Source organism: Paenarthrobacter aurescens, from assembly GCF_041549525.1.
GTDB lineage: Bacteria > Actinomycetota > Actinomycetes > Actinomycetales > Micrococcaceae > Arthrobacter > Arthrobacter aurescens.
The window spans coordinates 1,782,303-1,802,319 of sequence record NZ_CP157456.1; the positions used below are offsets into that span (position 1 = coordinate 1,782,303).

General features: G+C 61.9%; 14 protein-coding genes. 7 read left to right on the forward strand and 7 right to left on the reverse strand.

Going from position 1 to position 20,017, the window contains the following annotated elements:
• The first annotated feature begins 40 nt into the window (after positions 1-40).
• Positions 41-3,568 carry a S41 family peptidase gene (locus ABI796_RS08285; RefSeq protein WP_141281915.1) on the forward strand — a complete coding sequence of 1,176 codons (3,528 nt, stop codon included), beginning with the start codon at positions 41-43 and terminating at the stop codon, positions 3,566-3,568.
• Between the two features lie 111 nt (positions 3,569-3,679).
• Here ABI796_RS08285 and ABI796_RS08290 read toward each other — a convergent pair whose 3' ends face one another.
• The 5 genes from ABI796_RS08290 to ABI796_RS08310 all read right to left on the reverse strand — a co-directional run bounded on the left by ABI796_RS08290 (position 3,680) and on the right by ABI796_RS08310 (position 9,800).
• The gene (locus ABI796_RS08290) at positions 3,680-4,108 is read right to left on the reverse strand and encodes an OsmC family protein (RefSeq protein WP_141281917.1); all 429 of its coding nucleotides are present in this window, start codon (positions 4,106-4,108) and stop codon (positions 3,680-3,682) included.
• Between the two features lie 129 nt (positions 4,109-4,237).
• The gene (locus ABI796_RS08295; RefSeq protein ID WP_141281920.1) at positions 4,238-4,591 is read right to left on the reverse strand and encodes a hypothetical protein; all 354 of its coding nucleotides are present in this window, start codon (positions 4,589-4,591) and stop codon (positions 4,238-4,240) included.
• Positions 4,592-4,757: 166 nt separating this feature from the next.
• The gene (gene sucB, locus ABI796_RS08300; protein WP_141281922.1) at positions 4,758-6,488 is read right to left on the reverse strand and encodes a 2-oxoglutarate dehydrogenase, E2 component, dihydrolipoamide succinyltransferase; all 1,731 of its coding nucleotides are present in this window, start codon (positions 6,486-6,488) and stop codon (positions 4,758-4,760) included.
• Between the two features lie 112 nt (positions 6,489-6,600).
• Complete coding sequence (lpdA, locus tag ABI796_RS08305; protein WP_141281924.1) at positions 6,601-7,983, reverse strand: dihydrolipoyl dehydrogenase; 1,383 nt, start codon at positions 7,981-7,983, stop codon at positions 6,601-6,603.
• Between the two features lie 293 nt (positions 7,984-8,276).
• On the reverse strand, positions 8,277-9,800 hold the full coding sequence (locus ABI796_RS08310; RefSeq protein WP_141281926.1) for a leucyl aminopeptidase: 1,524 nt from the start codon (positions 9,798-9,800) through the stop codon (positions 8,277-8,279).
• Between the two features lie 357 nt (positions 9,801-10,157).
• Between ABI796_RS08310 and ABI796_RS08315 the strand changes: the two genes are divergently transcribed.
• The 4 genes from ABI796_RS08315 to ABI796_RS08330 all read left to right on the forward strand — a co-directional run bounded on the left by ABI796_RS08315 (position 10,158) and on the right by ABI796_RS08330 (position 15,383).
• Positions 10,158-11,096 (forward strand): proteasome assembly chaperone family protein, encoded by a 939-nt coding sequence (locus ABI796_RS08315; protein ID WP_141281928.1) that lies wholly within the window; start codon positions 10,158-10,160, stop codon positions 11,094-11,096.
• A 35-nt stretch (positions 11,097-11,131) separates the two neighbouring features.
• Positions 11,132-12,487, forward strand: a complete 1,356-nt coding sequence (locus tag ABI796_RS08320; RefSeq protein ID WP_141281930.1) for a nitrate/nitrite transporter — start codon at positions 11,132-11,134, stop codon at positions 12,485-12,487.
• A gap of 79 nt (positions 12,488-12,566) precedes the next feature.
• Positions 12,567-13,823, forward strand: a complete 1,257-nt coding sequence (locus ABI796_RS08325; protein ID WP_141281932.1) for a DUF4192 domain-containing protein — start codon at positions 12,567-12,569, stop codon at positions 13,821-13,823.
• 246 nt (positions 13,824-14,069) lie between these two features.
• Positions 14,070-15,383 carry an RNA polymerase sigma factor gene (locus ABI796_RS08330; RefSeq protein ID WP_141281934.1) on the forward strand — a complete coding sequence of 438 codons (1,314 nt, stop codon included), beginning with the start codon at positions 14,070-14,072 and terminating at the stop codon, positions 15,381-15,383.
• A 255-nt stretch (positions 15,384-15,638) separates the two neighbouring features.
• Here ABI796_RS08330 and ABI796_RS08335 read toward each other — a convergent pair whose 3' ends face one another.
• The gene (locus tag ABI796_RS08335) at positions 15,639-15,860 is read right to left on the reverse strand and encodes a hypothetical protein (RefSeq protein ID WP_141281936.1); all 222 of its coding nucleotides are present in this window, start codon (positions 15,858-15,860) and stop codon (positions 15,639-15,641) included.
• 254 nt (positions 15,861-16,114) lie between these two features.
• On the opposite strand from ABI796_RS08335, the gene ABI796_RS08340 reads away from it, so the two are divergent.
• The gene (locus ABI796_RS08340) at positions 16,115-18,223 is read left to right on the forward strand and encodes a type IIA DNA topoisomerase subunit B (protein WP_141281938.1); all 2,109 of its coding nucleotides are present in this window, start codon (positions 16,115-16,117) and stop codon (positions 18,221-18,223) included.
• Here the strand turns inward: ABI796_RS08340 and ABI796_RS08345 are convergent.
• Positions 18,220-19,434: an MFS transporter gene (locus tag ABI796_RS08345; protein WP_373092956.1), complete on the reverse strand. Its 1,215-nt coding sequence runs from the start codon at positions 19,432-19,434 to the stop codon at positions 18,220-18,222. The two genes, ABI796_RS08340 and ABI796_RS08345, sit on opposite strands and share 4 nt — an antisense overlap.
• A gap of 28 nt (positions 19,435-19,462) precedes the next feature.
• On the opposite strand from ABI796_RS08345, the gene ABI796_RS08350 reads away from it, so the two are divergent.
• A complete protein-coding gene (locus tag ABI796_RS08350; RefSeq protein ID WP_141281941.1) occupies positions 19,463-19,996 on the forward strand; it encodes a Chromate resistance protein ChrB in 534 nt (177 codons plus the stop codon).
• Positions 19,997-20,017 lie beyond the last annotated feature (21 nt).

A 20,017-nucleotide genomic window follows, 5' to 3' on the forward strand; every position in this document is an offset into this window, starting at 1 on the left:
GTGCCGCAACTGAGGCGTGCCTCTTGACTATGATCGAACAATGACCTCCTCCAGCTACCTCCGTTTCCCGCATGTGCACGGCGACCTGGTCACCTTCGTGGCCGAAGACGACATCTGGATCGCCCCCCTTTCAGGTGGTCGCGCCTGGCGGGTTTCCTCACAGCAACTTCCGGCCAGGAACCCGCGGTTCACTCCGGACGGCAAGAGGCTGGTCTGGACCACTGTTGTGGGCACATCGCCGGAGGTGGTCACAGCAAACGTCGACGGCGGCGGGTACAGGCAGCTGACGTACTTCGGGCACAGCACTACCAAGGTCAAGGGCTTTACGCCCGCAGGCAATGTGGTGGTTACCAGTGCTTTCCAGCAGGCCGAAAGCCGCCACACGTACGCCTACAGCCTCCCGCTGGACGGTGGTGCCGCCGTCGAACTTCCTTTTGGTCCGGTGGAAGCCGTTGCGTACGGTCCCGAAATCGGTGACGAGAAGCCTGTAGTCCTGGCAAGCGTGCTCTCCCGCGAGCCCGCGTGGTGGAAGCGTTACCGGGGCGGTACTGCCGGGAAGCTCTGGATCGACTCCGACGGTAACGGCGAGTTTGAGCGCTTGGCCAAGGAGATCGACGGAAACCTGACTGATCCCTTGTGGATCAAGGGGCGGATCGCCTTCCTCTCGGATCACGAGGGCTACGGAAACCTTTACTCGCTGCTTCCGGATGGTTCCGATCTGCGCCGGCATACGGACCACGAGGACTTCTACGTTCGCCACGCCAGCACGGACGGCAGCAGAGTTGTCTTTGAATCGGCAGGCGAGCTGTGGATGATCCCTTCCTTGGATGCCGAGTCCGAGCCCGTCAAATTGGACATCACGCTGGGTTCGGCATCACCGGGCCGGCGCCCCGCGCCGCTTAGGACGTCCGCCCACTTGGGGGACGTCTTCCCCAACGTGGCCGGAACGGCCAGCGCGGTGGAATCACACGGTACTATCCACTGGCTCCGTCATAAAGATGGGCCATCGCGTGTGGTTGAGGCCACGCCGGGGGTCCGTGCCCGGCTTCCCCGGCCGCTCACCGATGGCCGGATAGCTTACGTCGCTGACCACGGGGGAGTGGAAGCGTTGTATGTCAAGCGCATTGCCGCCCGCCTGGCCCCTGTGATGGAAGTGCCTGCAGTCAGTGCTGAACCCGCGCCTACTGCAGAAGAATCAACACCCCTGCCGAAGCCCGTTTCCGCATCCAATGTGATCGGCCAGGCAAATGCTCAGGTGCTCAGCCAAACCACGCCGGCCTCGGATGACCGGGCCCAGGCCGGTTCGGGCGACGACGCCAAGGCCGAACCATCAGCAGACACTGTGGGTGGTGGTACTGACCCCGCAGTCCCGGTGGCATCGGAAGATTCGGCGATTCTTCGTGTCGAATTCCCGGCTCCCACCCGAACGAGTGCTTTGGAAGCCAGCCCGGACGGCCGCTGGATTGCCGTGGGTACGTCCTTCGGGGACGTCTTTATTGCCGACACCACTTCAGGGACACTGGACCGGCTTGTCAGCGTGGGTGAAGGCAGCATCGAGCAATTCTCTTGGTCCAGCGACTCCCAGTGGCTTGCCTGGTCCGAACCGGTGACGTCTTTCGGTTCCCGGAGCAAGCTGCGGATTGCCCGCCCGGCAGAGCCCGGCTCCGGCATCATTGATGTCACGGACGGCCGCTTCTGCGATGAGTCTCCGAACTTCACACCGGACGGAAAGTTCCTGGCATTCCTGTCCAACAGAAGCTTTGACCCCGTGTATGACGGTCATTCCTTTGACCTCTCCTTCCCGAGTCCCATCAAGCCGTACATGGTTGCCTTGGCCGCCGATACGCCGTCGCCCTTTGGCCCTTCCATTGACACACTCGATGACGCCTCACCTGCCGCGGACAAGGCCGGGAACGTTAAGTCCGACGACGGCGAAGCTCCGGTTGTGCGCGTGGACCCCGAGGGGTTGGCCCACCGGGTTATTGCTGTGCCGGTGCCCCAGGGGAACTACTCCGGGCTGACCGTGGGTGAGGGCGCATTGTTGTGGCTCGACACCGAACTTGCGGGTGTGATGGGTGATGGGCGTGGCACACTCCAGGACAAGAAGACTGCGCCTTCCCTGGTTCGCTACGATCTCGCCAAGCGCAAACAGGTTACCCTCGTCAAAGCCGTGGACAGCTACAGGTTGTCCGGTGACCTTAGCCGGATTGTTTACGTACTCGACAAACAGGTGACGTCCGTCCCTGCCGAGAACAAGGTGGAAGAGGACTCCGCTGAACTCGTGAAGGTGGAGCTGAACAGGGTGCGGCTCATCATGGATCCGGTGGCTGCCTGGGGACAGGCCTTTGACGAGGCGTGGAGACTGCAGAGGGACTTCTTCTGGACCGCCGACATGGCCGGCCAGGACTGGGAGTCGGTGTACAAGCGCTACCGTCCCATTGTGGAAAGGCTGGGCTCCCACGATGACCTGGTTGACCTGCTGTGGGAAATCCACGGTGAGCTGGGAACCTCACACGCTTACGTCAAACCGATTGCCGTCACCGAGCCCGGACGAAACGGTCAGGGCAGGCTTGGCGCTGAGTTCCAGCTAGGCCACGGGGGCTGGGAAATTACCCGGATCCTCGCTGGAGAGTCCTCTGACCCCTTGGCTACTTCGCCCATGACGCGTCCAGGGGCTGACGCCAAGGTGGGCGACGTCCTCTTGGCGATTGACGGCGTCGAGCTTTCTGCGGAACTGACCCCGGCGATGCAACTGGTGGGGTCGGCGGGCAGGACGGTTGAGTTGACCCTCTTGAACGGCTATGCCCATGGCGGCGCTGCGGGCGTTCAACGACGCGTTGCGGTGGTACCCGTCCGGGATGAGGAACGGTTGCGCTACCAGGATTGGGTCCGGGCCAACCGACGCACAGTCCGGGAGGCCTCCGACGGCAAGTTCGGCTACCTGCATATTCCGGACATGATGGCCAACGGGTGGGCGCAGCTTCACCGCGACCTGGACACAGAGACAGCCTTGGATGGCCTGATTGTTGATGTGCGGCGAAACCGGGGTGGACACACATCCCAGTTGGTTGCCGAATTGATCGGGCGCAAGGTCACGGGATGGAGCATGCCGCGCGGTGAAAAGCCGCGGACATACCCGCACCACGCGCCGCGCGGACCGGTGATCCTCCTGGCCGATGAATTTGCCGGGTCCGATGGCGACATCATCACCCAGGTTTCCAAACTGAGGGGCATCGGCCCTGTCATTGGTACGCGGACCTGGGGCGGCGTGGTGGGGATCGATAACCGCTTCTCACTTGCCGATGGCACGGGAGTCACCCAGCCTCGATACGCAACGTGGTTCAGTGGCGGGATCGGTTGGGACGTCGAAAACCGTGGCGTGGAGCCTGACATCGAAGTGCTGTTCCCGCCGCACGCATATGCTGCCGGGACAGATCCCCAATTGGAGTACGGAATCGGTGCCCTGAAGGAAATGATTCAGGAACTGCCCACTGACCGTCCACCTCTGCGCGAGGGCTACCGTAAACTGCGGCCGGCGCCCCTGCCCTCACGTCCCCGGGTGGGTTAGCGCCACCAGGGCATGAACACGCGGGCATGAAAGAGCCCCGCCACTTCCTGAAGGAGTGGCGGGGCTCTTTTTGTACCTACGGGGCCGTCTCATGACCGGCCCTCTGTGCAGTTATGCTGCGAGCGTGGCATCCAAGGTGATCTCAATGCTGGCCAGTGCGCCCGATACCGGGCAGCCGGTCTTGGCGTCCTCGGAAATGCGGCGGAAGTCTTCCTCGGAGAGGCCAGGAACCTTCGCGGTCATGGTCAGGTGGCTACCTGTGATGCCCGTTCCGGGAACGAACGTAACGTCCGCCTTGGTGTTTACTTCTTCTGCGGTGAACCCTTCGCCTGCCAGGGCGTGGCTGAAGGCCATGGAGAAGCATGCGGAGTGAGCAGCGGCGATCAGTTCTTCAGGGCTGGTCTTGCCGCCGGCCTGCTCGGTGCGGGCCTTCCACGTGACATCGAAAGTGCCCAGACCTGAGCTGTCCAGCGTTGTGTTACCGGCGCCCTCCATCAGGTTGCCGTTCCAAACCGTGTGTGCGGTGCGTGTTGCTGCCATGTCCACTCCTTGAAAATCGTTGTGAGTCGGCACCAGCCTTCGGCAGGTGCCACCGGGTTCAATCCTAGGGATTTGCCTGCCGGAGCGCACGGTCATTCCGCTGACGGTGGATTGTGACCCCCGGGCGAACTAGTTCCAGAGAGTGGCAATCGCGATGTTGATCAGAGCCAGGCCACCCACGCCGTGGGCCAGCCCGGTGGAGACCGGCTCGCCCTTCTTCACCTTGCGGGAGCCGATAACGGCCAGGACACCAACGGCTACGCCAATGGCGAACTTGACTCCGAGCTTGAAGTAGTTGGGATCCGCGTCCGGCAGCAGCGGGAAGATGCCCATCATGGCGATGCCGGTGAGAAGCTGAAGGAAGGCGCCGTCGCGCTGGCGCGGATGGACGGTTGGCGTCTTGAGGGTGGCGATCCAGTAGCCCACAATCATGGCTGCGCCGACGATGTGCAAGAACACCAGGATGTTGAAGAGAATACTCATGGCCCCAGCTTATCCAGATGGTTCTACGTCCCGTAGCAAAGCCACGCGGACTCCTTGAGACAGCCAGGTGGTGTGACTGCGGGTCCGGTACAGCAGAAGGGCAGGTTACCGGTATCCCGGTAACCTGCCCTTCTGCTTGTGCAGAGCTGTTTAGTAGTGCGGGGCCTTAGAGGCCGAGGTCAGCTTCGAAAGCGCCCTCTTCAAGGCGGGCCTTGAGGGTCTGCAGGAAGCGGCCCGCATCGGCACCGTCCACTAGGCGGTGATCGTACGTCAGCGACAGGTACATCATGGAACGGATAGCGATCGAGTCGTCGCCATTCTCGTCCGCCACAACCACGGCGCGCTTGACGATCGCGCCGGTTCCGAGGATACCCACCTGAGGCTGGTTGATGATCGGGGTATCAAACAGTGCACCAACGGAACCGATGTTGGTGATGCTGAAGGTGCCACCGGACAGCTCGTCCGGACCGATCTTGCCGTCGCGGGTGCGTCCTGCGACATCAGCGATCTTGCTGGCCAAGCCAGCAAGGTTCAAGTTGCCGGCGTCGGAAATGACGGGAACCAGAAGGCCCTTGTCAGTGTCGACGGCGATCGCCAGGTGCTCGGCGTTGTGGTAAGTGATTTCCTGCTTGGATTCATCGTAAGCAGCGTTGAGCTTGGGGTGCTGCTTCAGTGCCTCGGCCACAGCCTTGGCGATAAACGGCAGGAACGTCAGCTTGACGCCATTCTGGGCCTGGAACGAGTTCTTGGCCTTCAGGCGGAGCTTGGCGATCTTGGTCATGTCGACCTCGTGCACCTGCGTCAACTGGGTGGAGACCTCAAGGGACTCGCGCATGCGCCGGGCAATGACCTGGCGGATACGCGGTGCCTTCTCGGTGGTACCGCGCAAGGAGGACGCAACCACGGGGGCGGCGGTCTTGGCAGCGGGAGCTGCGGCCGGAGCAGCTGCAGCGGGAGCGGCAGCAGCCTGCTTGGCTTCAGCGGCGGCAAGGACATCCTGCTTGCGGATGCGGCCGCCCACGCCGGTGCCGGAGACCGATGCGATGTCTACACCGTGCTGGTTGGCCAGCTTACGAACCAGAGGAGTGACGTAGCCGGATTCCGAGGAACCTTCTGCCGCGGGAGCAGCAGCAGTAGCAGGAGCAGCCTGGGCGGGTGCGGCAGCGGGCGCAGCCGGGGCCGGTGCAGCAGCAGGTGCGGGCGCAGCGGGTGCGGCAGCAGGAGCAGCGGGTGCTTCTGCTGCCGGGGCAGCCGCAGGGGCCGGAGCCGAAGCGGGAGCAGCGCCTGAGCCGATGACGGCCAGGACGGAGCCAACCTCAGCTGTCTCGTCCTCGCTGACGCGGATTTCCTGCAGGGTGCCGGCAACGGGGGAGGGGATCTCGGTGTCTACCTTGTCGGTGGAAACTTCGAGGAGGGGCTCATCTACCTCAACGGTGTCGCCAACTGCCTTCAGCCAGCGGGTAACCGTACCTTCAGTAACGCTCTCACCCAGTGCGGGGAGGGTCACTTCGTGGCCTTCGCCGGAAGCAGCGGGCGCCTCGGCTGCCGGTGCTTCTTCAGCAGCAGGTGCGGCAGGAGCTTCTTCGGCAGCCGGAGCGGCCTGCTCGGCAGGGGCTTCCTCAGCCGGTGCGGCCTCGGCGGCCGTAGCGGCGGAGCCGGAACCGTCACCGATGCGGACCAGGGGAGCGCCAACTTCAGCCGTCTCGTCTTCAGCGACGAGGATTTCTTCGATGACGCCAGAGATCGGAGAAGGGATTTCAGTGTCTACTTTGTCGGTTGAAACCTCGAGCAACGGCTCGTCGATCTCTACCCGGTCACCAACCTGCTTGAGCCAGCGGGTGACGGTTCCTTCGGTGACACTCTCACCGAGGGCGGGCAAGTTAACGGATTCAGACATGTCGTCCCCGTTCTCCTTATTGATCTTTATGCGGATGAATTCTGCTGGTTCGGGTCAGGTGCATACGGACATGGAGCGCCGCATGCACCTGACCCGGGGGTCTTGGTAAGACTTAGCCGTGGAGTGCCTTGCCCGCGAGGGCAAGGTGGGCTTCGCCCAGGCTTTCGTTCTGGGTGGGGTGGGCGTGGACCAGCTGGGCCACGTCCTCCGGGTAGGCTTCCCAGTTCACGATCAGCTGGGCCTCACCGATCTGCTCGCCCATGCGGGAGCCGATCATGTGGATGCCAACTACGGGGCCATCCTTCTGGCGGACAAGTTTGACGATGCCGCCGGTGCCCAGGATCGAGCTCTTGCCGTTGCCTGCCAGATTGAATTCCTGGGTCTGCACCTGGTCCTCGCCGAACTTCTCCTTGGCAGCCTTTTCGGTGTAGCCGACAGTGGCGATCTCGGGCTCGCAGTAGGTGACCTTGGGGATGTTGATGTCCTCAACGATTGCCGGGTTAAGACCGGCGATTTCTTCTGCGACAAAGATGCCCTGCTGGTAGCCACGGTGTGCCAGCTGGACGCCGGGAACGATGTCGCCGACGGCGTAAATGTTGCCGACGCCGGTGTGGAGGCGCTCGTTGGTGATGACGAAGCCGCGGTCGATGGTGATGCCGGCTTCTTCGTAGCCAAGGTTTGCGGTGACGGGACCACGGCCAACGGCGACCAGCAGGAGGTCGGCTTCGAACGTCTGGCCGTCAACCAAGGTGACCTTCACGCCGTCATCGTTCTGCTCAACGCCCTGGAAGAAGATGCCGGTGGTGAACTTGATGCCGCGCTTCTTGAAGGCACGCTCAAGGTTCTTGACGATCGCAGCGTCCTCGTTGGGGACCAAGGAGGGGAGGCCTTCGATGATGGTGACATCCACGCCGAAGGACTTCCATACGGAAGCAAATTCGACACCGATGACGCCGCCGCCCAGGACAATGGCGCTCTTGGGGATGTAGTCCATGGTGAGGGCTTGATCGGAGGTGATGACCTTGCCGCCGATTTCCAGGCCGGGCAGCGACCGGGAGTAGGAACCCGTGGCCAGAACGATGTTCTTGCCCGTGTAGGAGGTGCCGTTCACGACGACAGTGTTGTTGCCCTGGAGCTTTCCTTCACCCTCAATGACGGTGATGCCCTTGGACTTGATAAGCCCTTGGAGGCCCTTGAACTTACCGGCAATGATGCCATCCTTGTACGCGTTCACGGCCGACATGTCGATGCTGTCGAGCGTAACGTTCACGCCATACTTGGCTGAATCGCGTGCATGGTCGGCCAGTTCGGCCGAGTGCAGGAGTGCCTTGGTGGGAATGCAACCGTTGTGCAGGCAGGTTCCGCCGAGCTTTGCCTTTTCCACAAGGCCAACGGTGAACCCAAGCTGAACGGCCCGCAGGGCAGTGGCGTAGCCGCCGCTGCCGCCACCGAGTACCAGGATGTCGAATTCTTGCGCAGTTGCCTGATCGGCCACTAAAACGCTCCCTCGCGTGAATGATGACACGGGACTGCGTGCCATCTGGTCTTTGGAACTTGTTCTGCCGTGATTATGTCAGCACCTAAGTTCTCTTGCATTTGTGACTATCGAGTTCACCTTAGCGAACCACTTACCCATGCTCCACCCTCTGCGGGCGTTTTGGGGAGCGCTTGTGTCCAGACTCACGTTCACTTGTGACACAGCGCTACCGCCCGCATAATTCCGGGGTTGCGCGGGCCCGCACCGGAGATCCGGCAGGGGCGCGCGCAACCCGGAAGGGCAGATTGATGCTAGGCGGAGTGGTCCAGGAGATCCTCGGCGTAGGCAAGCAGGGTGCGGACAGTGCATCCGGTGCCCTGCTTGGGCGTGTAACCATACGGGGCGCCATTGTTAAACGACGGTCCAGCGATGTCCACGTGGGCCCAAGGAATCTGTTGCCCGTCGTCGTTCTTCCCCACAAATTCGCGGAGGAAAACTGCAGCGGTCATCATGCCACCGTTGCGTTCACCAATATTCGCCAAATCCGCTACCTGTGAGTCCAGGCTCGGACGGAGTTCTTCGGGCAAAGGCATTGGCCAAACCAGCTCGCCGGCCCTGTCAGCGGCCGACTTCAGGGCTTGGGTGACCGAATCGGATCCCATGACGCCGGCTGTGCGCAAACCAAGGGCGATCAGCTGGGCACCTGTCAGTGTTGCGACGTCAATAATGGCGTCCGGCTTCTCCAGGCTCGCCGCGACAATGCCGTCGGCCATGACCAGGCGCCCCTCGGCGTCGGTGTTCAGGACCTCAACGGTCTTGCCGCCGTAGATGGTGAAAACATCAGCAGGCCGGGCAGCGGCGCCCGACGGCATGTTCTCCGCAATGCAGAGCCATGCAGTGGCCTTCAGCGGCAGGCCGAGCGAGGCGATGGCCAGGACGGTGTTAAGAACGACGGCGGCACCGGCCATGTCGCTTTTCATGTCGCCCATGCCCAGGGCCGGCTTGATGGAAATGCCGCCGGTGTCGAACGTGATGCCCTTACCGACCAGTGCGATCTTCTTGGTGGCCTTTGCCGGGGCGTATTCGACTTTGACCAGGCGCGGCTGGCGGGTGGATCCCTTGCCAACGCCCAGAATTCCGCCGAAGCCTTCCTTTTCAAGGCGCTTCTCATCCCAGACGGTGATCTTGACCGGAAGGCCCTTGGCAAGTTCCTTGGCGGACTCGGCGAAGGACTCGGGGTACAGGTGGCTGGGAGGTTGGTTGACCAACGTGCGGGTTGAATTGACGGCGCGGGCCAGCACAATGGCCCGGTCCAGTCCGGGCTGGGCGGACTTGGCATCAACATCCGAGAAAATCAGCACCTTGGCTACAGGTGCATTTAGCCCATCTTTGCTGGAACGGTGCTCGGTGTAGGAATACGCGCCCAAAGCCGCGCCCTCGGCAACAGCGGTGACATCGGCAGGGGTGGTTGTAGGGAAAGCCAAGGTGACCGACGCCGTACCGGCCAGCTGGCGAACGGCGGACCCTGCGGCGCGGCGCAGGGCTTCTTCGCCCAGGCTTCCGTCATCGTTGAGCTTTCCCACTCCTGCAAGGACAAGAATCCCCGAGCCGGTCTCCGGCAAGCCCGGAAGCCGGTGCGCCTGGTCAGTAGCCCCGGTGATTCCCAGGATCTTCAGCGACCCTGCCAGGGATTCGGCGGCCTTGGCACTCAACGGGTTGGACAGCAGTACAGGCCCGTCCGCTCCTTGGGCAACGCCAATGACAAGGGCGTCGCTGGGGGACTTTTTCAGGTCCTTGGCGATGATGCCCAGGATGATGTCAGTAGTCTTGACCACGAGGATGTGTCCTCACTTCTCTCTGCATTGCATGGCGGGGCCGCATGTTTGGCGGCCCGCCCCGATACGCGCCCGACGTCTTCTGGCGACGGCGGCCTTGGTCTTCAGGTCCGTTGTCCCAAAGGATGGGGACCCGTTTCGATCGTAGTCTCTCCCAACGCTGCGGACGGCATTAAATGAGAGCTGCGGCACACCGGGGGCAGGAATGCCCCTTGGCTATGCAGCGTTGTATGGATTAATAGAGCCCCGCAACCAGCCAGTGGTGCCCGGTGGTGTGATGCCTCAGTGTCACCTCGCCGGTCATCCATTTACTGATGCGAGGGGCCCCGAACTTTGTCATTGCGAAAGGAATACGCCGTGTTTGAACGGATATCCGGCTCTCTCCTGGACCCCGAATCGCTGTATGCGCGAAACATCGAGACCTTCCACAGCCCCGAACTTCGCGGGCTGAACATGGTCATGGGATTCACGGGCTTTGCCGATGCCGGTCACGTAGTCCGGCAGATCAACGCGGAACTTCTGGACGAACTGGATGCTGAGGTGGTGGCCATGTTCGACGCCGACCAGCTCATCGACTACCGCTCCCGGCGCCCCCACATCAGCTTCGTGGAAGACCATGTGCAGGACTACCAGGCGCCGAAGCTTGGGCTGTACAAGCTCAACGACGGTCTCGGCCAGCCATTTCTGCTTCTTGCCGGCTTTGAGCCCGATCTCCAGTGGGAGCGTTTTTCGCGGGCAGTGGTTGGGATCGTTGAAGAGCTGGACGTCAACCTGGTGACCTGGATCCACTCCATCCCCATGCCCGTCCCGCATACGAGGCCGGTTGGCGTAACTGTCCACGGCAACATGCCCGAGCTCATTGAGGGGATTTCGAGCTGGAAGCCTACCGTTGAGGTCCCCGCCGCCATTGGGCACATCCTTGAACTGCGGCTTACCGAGGCTGAGCGCAACGTGGCCGGATACGTCATTCATGTCCCGCATTACCTTGCTGAAGCGGAGTACCCTCCGGCGGCCGTAGCCGGTTTGGAATACCTGGGGGCAGCTACGTCCCTCATGCTGCCAACGGACAGGCTGCGTGAGGCGGGGCGCGAAGTAGGCCGACAAATTGCCGAGCAGATCGAAGCTTCCGAAGAAGTACAGGCTGTGGTGACGAACCTCGAAACGCGCTACGACGAGAAATCCGAAGGCATCGTCCGCCGCTCGCTGCTGGCCGATGAGAACGATGAACTGCCCAACGCCGAAGACATTGGCGCTGCGGTAGAGGCGTATCTGGCACGTAAAGACTCGCCTCAATAAATCAGCTTTGTATCGTTGGCAGGCATAATTGGGGGGTGAATGCTCCCCGCGCCTGGCTTATCTGGACGATTGGCGTATTTGCCTACCTGGTGGCGGTGGCACAGCGGACATCGTTCGGTGTGGCGGGATTGGAAGCCACTGACAGATTCCATGCCAGCGCCTCTGCCATCTCCTTTTTCACGGTCCTTCAACTGCTGGTCTACGCAGGTTTGCAGATCCCGGTAGGCCTTCTGGTGGACAGATTCGGCTCGCGGGCCATGATTGCCGGCGGTGCCGTGCTCATGGGCTTGGGGCAGTTGCAGCTGGCCTTTGCGGACAGTGTCCCCGGCGGGGTGCTGGGCCGGGTCCTGGTAGGGGCCGGAGATGCGATGACCTTCATCTCAGTGATCCGTTTGGTCCCCTTGTGGTTCGCTCCTGCCAAGGTGCCGCTGGTCACGCAATTGACGGGCATGTGTGGCCAGCTTGGCCAGCTATTCAGCGTGGTCCCCTTCGCACTGCTTCTTCATGCGGCCGGGTGGACGCCCGCTTTCCTGACTCTGGCAGCGATGTCCGTACTGGCGGTGGTCCTGGTCCTGGCAGTACTCCGGGACGCCCCACCGGGGCACCCGCCGCGGGAAACCGGCCAGGGCCTCCGGGCCACGGGCATCTCGCTCTCCCGCGCATGGCAACAACCGGGAACCCGGTTGGGCTTGTGGAGCCATTTCACCGTTCAGTTCAGCGGGAACCTGTTTGCGATGACCTGGGGCTACCCCTTCCTGTTATCAGCCCAGGGGCTCGATCCCGCAACGGTCTCCAGCCTCATGGCGCTGTTCGTGGCCACCGCAATAGTGGCCGGCCCGGGATTCGGCCGCTTTGTATCCAAGCATCCCATGCGAAGATCGGCCATGGTCCTGCTCATCGCGCTGGCAACTGCTATGGCTTGGGCTGCTGTACTGCTGCTTCCTGAGCGCGCCCCTTTGTGGCTCCTGGCGATTTTGGTGGTGGTGCTGGCGGTAGGCGGCCCTGGATCCATGATTGGCTTCGACTTTGCCCGCACCTTCAATCCTTCGCACCGGATCGGCACAGCCACCGGCATTGTCAACGTGGGCGGCTTCATAGCGGCGCTCGTGGCGATCTACCTCATAGGTTTGGTGCTCGATGTCCTCTACGCCAGTGGTTTCTCCGGCGGGGAACTCTACGGACTGGCACCGTTCCGTATTGCCCTCAGCGTTCAGTTCGTTCTACTGGGCCTTGGCACTGTACTGATCCTTGTAACGCGCCGGAAGGTGCGCCGTCAGATGGCCAGCCAGGGGATCCACGTGCAGCCGCTGCTGGTCGCCCTCGCCAGGCAGCGCCGGGAACGGATTGAACGACGACGCGCCGGGCGGCCTGTGTCCTCGGACGACGAATAGGGCCGCTTGCCGCTGTCGCTTTTCCACATAGGCACGATGCCCTCTGTCTCCGCAGGCTGGAGTTGAGCAGGGTGGAACCATGACCTCGAACAGAACGCTCAGCATTCACCAGCCCGAAGATATTCTTGGCTATATTCCCCACATGTTGGGTTACTGGCCCGAAGACAGTCTTGTGGCAATAACCATGCAAGGGAAGACTCTGGGAGCCACGTTGCGGGTGGACCTGCCGCACCTCGGTTCGTTTGAGGCCCGTGCGTTCTTTGCCGACCAGATCCGAAGTTTCCTGATTGCCGATGAGGACGCCAACGGGGTGGTGCTCGCCGTCTACACCGACTCCGGATGGGAGGACGGCAACGTTGTCCGCCAGACAATCCCGTTGCTGGAGGCCCTGCAACTGAGCCTGGATGAGGTTGACTTATCGGTCCGGGATGCATGGCTGGTTGGCTCTGAGTACTGGCGAAGCGCGTACTGCACAGACGTTCAATGTTGCCCGGTGCCGGGATTGCCCGTTGAACGTATCAAGAACAGCAGGCTTAGCGCGGAACTGGTGTACAGGGGGAGTTCAATAGGGCCCTCACCCAAGCGGGCGCAAGGGAAAGCAGCGACTGCCGCCCCGGGCGTCCTGGACCCACGGGTTCTCGCCGCGGAGTCGCGCTACGGCAAGCAGATCCTGGGTAGGTGGAGGAGCGCGCATTGCATGGCCGCTGTCCTTGCTGTGTGGCACCACGTGCTGATCAAGGCAGAAGCAGGCCAGCTCCCGGCGCCGGGGACCGATGTCCACATCATGGGTTTCCTCAGAGCAACCCTCAAAATCCCTGCGTGGCGGGACGCTGTGGTTGTCATGGCGGCAGCGGGCATGGAATCGGCGAAAACCGGCGCTTCCGCGTTCGGGTTGTTCGTTGACCAGGAGTGCAGCGACACACCCTTTGACCCTCAAGAACTTGGGATTCCACTCCCGGTCCTGTCCGCTGCCACGGCAGTACCTGACGGACATACAGAGGGGGACGTCTTTACCTACGGCGACGTACTGCTGGGAATGCAACCGGATATGCCGTGCTGGAGCATGCTTGATTCTCTGCAGAAAGTTCTCGCCGGGCTGTGCGTCGAGGGTGAATCCGGCATCGTTCCGGCCGCCTCTTTGACCTTGCAGGGCTGGATTGCCTGGTGCAAGGGGCGCGGATCAATTGCCCATGCGTGCCTCATCGGGGCAGAAGCAGCCCAGCCTGGCTACCGTCTCGCTGAGCTGCTCCTTGATCTTCTGGGGCAGGGGACCATCTGCGCCTGGGCGCGAAGTTCCAGCACTGCTTGGCGCGGACCCAAGGACACCGTTGCGTAGAGGGTTTGGACGTTCAACCGGCGTGCGTTTAGCAAAACCGTGAGACAATGGATGCCGAGACCCGGTTGGGTCCGCGTTCGAATGCCTGTAGTGGCCCCTTCACCGGGAACAATACAGTGTCGTCGGGAGTTCTCTATAGAGACTCTGCAGACGGCGATCGCATTTGAAATTGATCGCGGACTTGACAGGGTCATAGTGGTGTTGCCCGTATGGTGATTCCACAGACCGCCGCTAGAAAGGTTTTCTGTGACCCCGTCTTCCGTCGAGAAGGAACCCGCCGCCCAGGCCGAACTGTCCGCTGAGGAAAAGAAGGCGGCAACATCGGCAAAGCGCGCAGCGACACGTGCTGCCAACAAGGCCTCAGAGGGCGACTCTGACAAGCCGGCACCCAAGAAGCGTGGACCCAAGCCTGGTGCGAAGGCCGCCGCTGAAGCCGCGAACAAGACCTCAGGCTCCGACGCTGAGGACTCCAGCGGCGAGGATGAAGACTTTGATCCCGCAGCTGCCGAGGAAGTCGAAGTCGGAGACGACGACGTCGAGGACGGCGCTGCGGCCACTAAGGACAAGGCTGCGCCCTCCGGCTCGGGATTCGTTTACTCGGATGCCGACGACGACGACGCACCTGTTCAGCAGGTCATGTCCGCCGGCGCTACAGCCGACCCCGTCAAGGACTACCTCAAGCAGATCGGCAAGGTAGCACTGCTGAACGCGGAGCAGGAAGTTGACCTTGCACTTCGCATTGAGGCCGGCCTCTTTGCCGAGGAAAAGATCAACGCTGACGACGGATCCATGGATCCCAAGCTCAAGCGTGAGCTTGAATTCGTCATCCATGATGGCAAACGCGCCAAGAACCACCTGCTTGAGGCCAACCTGCGCCTCGTGGTCTCCCTGGCCAAGCGCTACACCGGCCGTGGCATGCTCTTCCTGGACTTGATCCAGGAAGGCAACCTTGGCCTCATCCGTGCAGTGGAGAAGTTCGACTACACCAAGGGCTTCAAGTTCTCCACCTATGCAACGTGGTGGATCCGCCAGGCCATTACCCGCGCCATGGCGGACCAGGCGCGCACCATCCGTATCCCGGTGCACATGGTTGAAGTCATCAACAAGCTGGCCCGCGTACAGCGGCAAATGCTTCAGGACCTCGGCCGCGAACCGACACCTGAAGAGCTGGCTCTCGAGCTGGACATGACCCCTGAGAAGGTTGTTGAGGTCCAGAAGTACGGGCGAGAGCCAATTTCACTGCACACCCCGCTGGGTGAGGACGGTGACTCGGAATTCGGTGACCTCATTGAGGACTCCGAGGCTGTTGTTCCCGCCGACGCCGTCAGCTTCACGCTCCTGCAGGAGCAGCTGCACTCCGTGCTGGACACACTGTCCGAGCGCGAGGCCGGAGTTGTGGCAATGCGCTTCGGCCTGACCGATGGTCAGCCGAAGACTTTAGACGAAATCGGCAAGGTCTACGGTGTTACGCGTGAACGTATCCGCCAGATCGAAAGCAAGACCATGTCCAAGCTGCGGCACCCGTCGCGCTCCCAGGTCCTGCGGGACTACCTGGACTAAACACGCAGTCTGGACTCAATACGCAGTCAACACGCAGCGCCGTTAGTTGAAGTGGCCTGGCCGGACATCCGGCCGGGCCACTTCTTTTTTTGGCGGAACATACTCCGCTGTCGAATCCTGTAAAGCAGCGACACCCAGCGCAACGCGACAGTACCCAGCGCAACGCAACAGTACCCAGCGCAACGCAACAAGGCCCCTCCCGGAGGGGAGGAGCCTTGTCATCTGATCAAAAAGGGTTTCCGGTTAGCGGACTACCTAGTCGACGGGTACGGCAGCCTTCTCGTTGAGGCGCTCGGTCTCATCGTGCCAGTCCGAAGTCATGGGCCGGAGCGTAGCTTCAACTGCACGGGCGTGGTGGCCACAGAAGAGCAGCTCACCCCCGGAGGACTCGAGTACAACGCGGACGTACGCTTGGGCTCCGCAACGGTCACAGCGATCAGCTGCGTTCAGCGTGCGGTCTGCAACTGCTGTTGTCATGTCGGCCTCCTTAGTAGTTCTGTACATCCATATAACCAGCATTCGATGCAGATCCATGGCAAGGATGGGTCACTTTCGCTGTCCGCGTATCACATGTACGTAACGTAACCGCATTAGGCTGCTCGTGCAGGGAGTGGCAAACGGCGCTTCCCCTCTTCCCCGGCTAGGCTTGTACGGGCATTGTTTGCCTTGAATTACCAGCCAAACGCGGCTGGGAAGCACCCCGAGATATACCCTGAAGGAGCACACCGCGAGTGGCACCGAGTTCTGAATACAACGCCCGGCATTTGTCTGTCCTTGAGGGCCTGGAAGCGGTTCGGAAGCGCCCGGGCATGTACATCGGCTCCACGGACTCCCGAGGCCTCATGCACTGCCTCTGGGAAATCATCGACAACGCCGTGGATGAGGCTTTGGCCGGCTTCGGCCATGACATCAAGGTCATTCTGCACGCGGACAACTCGGTGGAAATCCACGACGATGGACGCGGTATTCCCGTGGACGTCGAACCCAAGACCGGCCTCTCCGGCGTCGAGGTAGTGTTCACCAAACTCCACGCCGGCGGCAAATTCGGCGGCGGTTCCTATACGGCCTCAGGTGGTTTGCACGGTGTGGGTGCCTCCGTGGTGAACGCCCTGTCCAGCCGCCTCGATGTCCAGGTGGATCGCGGCAGCAAAACCTACCAAATGTCATTCCGCAGGGGAGAGCCGGGTCGCTTCGTCGATTCCGGCTCAAAGCCCAGCCCGAATGCTCCCTTTGAGCCGTTCGTCGAGAAGTCGGTGCTCGATGTTGTGGGCAAGGCAAAGCGGGGTGTCACCGGAACCCGCGTGCGCTACTGGGCTGACCGCCAGATCTTTACCCCGGATGCCAAGTTCTCCTACGACGACCTCGCCTCAAGGGCGCGTCAAACTTCCTTCCTGGTGCCCGGACTGAAGATCACCGTGCGGGACGAACGCAAGCTGGCCGGTACGCCGGGGGAGTCCGGTGTCCATGAGGAGGTCTTCCACCACGACGGCGGCATCTCCGAGTTTGTTGAGTACCTTGCGGCTGATTCCGGAGTAACGGACGTTTGGCGTCTTCATGGTTCCGGAAAGTTCAAGGAGACCGTTCCGGTCCTGGACGAGAACGGGCACAGCAAGATCGCCGAAGTGGAACGTGACTGCGAAGTGGACATCGCCCTGCGCTGGGGCATTGGTTATGAAACCACAATGCGCAGCTTCGTGAACATCATCGCCACACCCAAGGGCGGCACACACCAGTCCGGCTTTGAAACCGCCCTGCTGAAAACGTTCCGTAAGGCCGTAGAGACGAACGCACGCAAGCTCAAAGCCGGCAACGACAAGATTGAGAAGGACGACATCCTCGCCGGGCTGACAGCGGTGCTGACCGTACGTCTCGCGGAGCCCCAATTCGAGGGCCAGACCAAGGAGATCCTCGGGACCTCGGCCGTCAGGGCCATTGTTGCCAAGGTGGTTGAAAAGGAAATAACGGCAAGGCTGAATTCGGCCAACCGTAATGACAAAGCCCAGTCTGCCCTCCTTCTGGAGAAGATGGTGGCTGAGATGAAGTCGCGCATTTCCGCGCGCGTCCACAAGGAAACCCAGCGCCGTAAGAATGCCCTCGAAACGTCATCAATGCCCACCAAGCTCGCGGACTGCCGTACTGATGACGTGGCGCGATCCGAACTCTTCATCGTTGAGGGCGACTCAGCCCTGGGTACGGCCAAGCTTGCGCGGTCCTCGGATTTTCAGGCGCTATTGCCTATCCGGGGAAAGATCCTGAACGTCCAGAAGGCATCTGTTGGGGACATGTTGTCCAACGCTGAGTGCGCAGCGCTGATCCAGGTTGTTGGCGCCGGTTCCGGCCGAAGCTTCGACCTCGACGTTGCCCGCTACGGAAAAGTCATCCTGATGACCGACGCTGACGTTGACGGCGCCCACATCCGGACCCTGCTGCTGACGCTGTTTTTCCGTTACATGCGGCCCATGGTGGAGGCTGGCCGCGTGTTTGCGGCAGTGCCGCCCCTGCATCGCGTGGAGGTTATCAACCCGGGCCAAAAGGCCAATGAGATGATCTACACCTATTCGGAGGCCGAGCTTCACGTGCTGCTGTCCAATCTGGCCAAGGAAGGCAAACGCTACAAGGAGCCCATCCAGCGGTATAAGGGTCTGGGTGAGATGGACGCTCAGCAGTTGGCTGAGACCACCATGGACCCGCGCCACAGGACGCTTCGGAAGGTAGGTATTGAAAGTGCCCAGCGTGCCGAGGAAGTCTTCGACCTCCTGATGGGCTCCGACGTTGCACCCCGGAAGGAATTCATCATCGCAGGCGCTGCCACCCTTGACCGGGAGCGCATCGACGCTTAGCTCCGGGTGGGCCCAACCCGTGCATCGTCAGTGACCGGCGTTGCGCGGGACGGGGCGGCAAACGCTGCGGCGCCCACCACTAAAGCCAGCGCCCCTAGTCCCCAGGGCAGCCCGGCGGCTACTGCAACACCGCCCACCAGCAGTGGCCCACCGGCGTCGCCAAGTTCACGGCCCAGTTCGGCTGATCCCATGGTCCGGCCGAGGCGTTCGGCTGGCGTTGCGTCGGCCAGGTGGGCAAAAGCGAGGGGTGTCGAAATGCCGATTCCCACACCGATGAGCACGGCGGCGCAGTAGATCCAAGCAGCGCCCGGCAAAAGACCTGCCATGAGGATGCCCGCCGATATGGCTGCCAGGCCAGTGACCATGCCTGGTCTGTCGGAGATTTTTCCATGATCCCGGAGACGGCCGATGCGGGGCTGTATCAGTGCCGATGACACTGCAAGGACCGTGACAACAGCGACGCTGCCGCCGGTCCCCAGTCCCTCCTGCGCCGCCAGGGCAGGGAGGAAACCAACGGCCGCACCAAGTGCTCCAGTGGCGGCGGCCAGTACCAGCGTCGGCCCAAGGAACGACCTCTCGGTGCTCTGGCGCCACACGTCCACAATGGTGTACCTCGGGCGCGGCAGCGGCTGCAGTTGAGGCACTGCTACAAGGGCCCACGCAGCCACCACCAGGCCCAGAACCGATAGTGTGCCAAAGAGGAGACTGAAGCCTCCGGCGATGATGGCCACAGCTCCCAGCAAAGGACCTATGGCGTAACCGAGCCCTTTCCACGAGCCGTATCGTCCAAAGTAGTGCCCCGTTTTGCCGCCTGCGAGCCTGGCCACGCTTGCGGACGAGGCCGGCGAGAAGGCTGAGGCGGCCATTCCCTGTCCCAGGCGGGCAGCGGCCAGCATGGCGGGCTGCTCGGCCCCGAGGCCGATTAAAGAAGCGGCAGAGAAGGCCAAAAGCCCGCCCACTATGACTGGCTTGGGTCCAATGCGATCACTGAGTGCGCCGAAAACCGGTTTGAGGAACACTTCCGCTACGTCGTACAGAGCAAGCAGGATTCCCAAAGTCAGCAAACTAAGTCCGATGTCTGCACTTTCAGCCCCCAAACCTGCCGCGACAGCGTGGGCGCCAAAGGCAGTGGTGAAGCCCGCGGCGTAGAGGGGCCAACGCCGGCTGGCTGAAATGGAGGGAGGAAGTGCATCTGGCGGGTTCACACTTATGAATGTAACAGCTGCTACATTCATAAGTGTGATTGATGAACGCTGGCTGCTTATTCTCGTTCAGGTTCCCGCGCAGCCTTCCCGGCACAGAGTGGCCGTATGGAGGGAGTTGCGTCGGATCGGGGCGGTTCCGTTGTCCCCGGGAACGTGGCTTCTCCCCGCACATCCGGCCTTTGACGAGGGCCTCGCGCGGGCGGAGGCGTTAGTGGCCAAAGGGGACGGTTCCTGGACGCTGGTGGACGCCGCTCCGCGGGATCACGGGCCGGCTGCCTTCCGCAGCGCCTATGAAGCAGCCCGGTTGGAGGAGTGGCAGGAATTCACAGCAGACTGCGGGAAGTTTGAGCAGGAAATAGCCAAAGAAATCTCGCGGGAGAAGTTCACTTTCGCCGAACTGGAGGAAGAGGAACAGAGCCTGGAGCGCTTGAGGCGCTGGTACAGGGAGTTGAAGACGCGCGACGTCCTCCGTCTGCCTCAGGCCGGCGACGCTGCTGAACACCTGGCCCGTTGCGTTGACGCCTTGGAAAGCTATGCATCACTGGTGTACGACGCCACGCTGCCGTAAGCCGGGACTCCAGCCCACATG

Coding starts and splice junctions, on each gene's coding strand:
- ABI796_RS08285 (WP_141281915.1), top strand. CDS start 41: ATGACCTCCTCCAGCTACCTCCGTTTCCCGCATGTGCACGGCGACCTG.
- ABI796_RS08290 (WP_141281917.1), bottom strand. CDS start 4,108: ATGGCAGCAACACGCACCGCACACACGGTTTGGAACGGCAACCTGATG.
- ABI796_RS08295 (WP_141281920.1), bottom strand. CDS start 4,591: ATGAGTATTCTCTTCAACATCCTGGTGTTCTTGCACATCGTCGGCGCA.
- sucB (WP_141281922.1), bottom strand. CDS start 6,488: ATGTCTGAATCCGTTAACTTGCCCGCCCTCGGTGAGAGTGTCACCGAA.
- ABI796_RS08325 (WP_141281932.1), top strand. CDS start 12,567: ATGACCTCGAACAGAACGCTCAGCATTCACCAGCCCGAAGATATTCTT.
- ABI796_RS08335 (WP_141281936.1), bottom strand. CDS start 15,860: ATGACAACAGCAGTTGCAGACCGCACGCTGAACGCAGCTGATCGCTGT.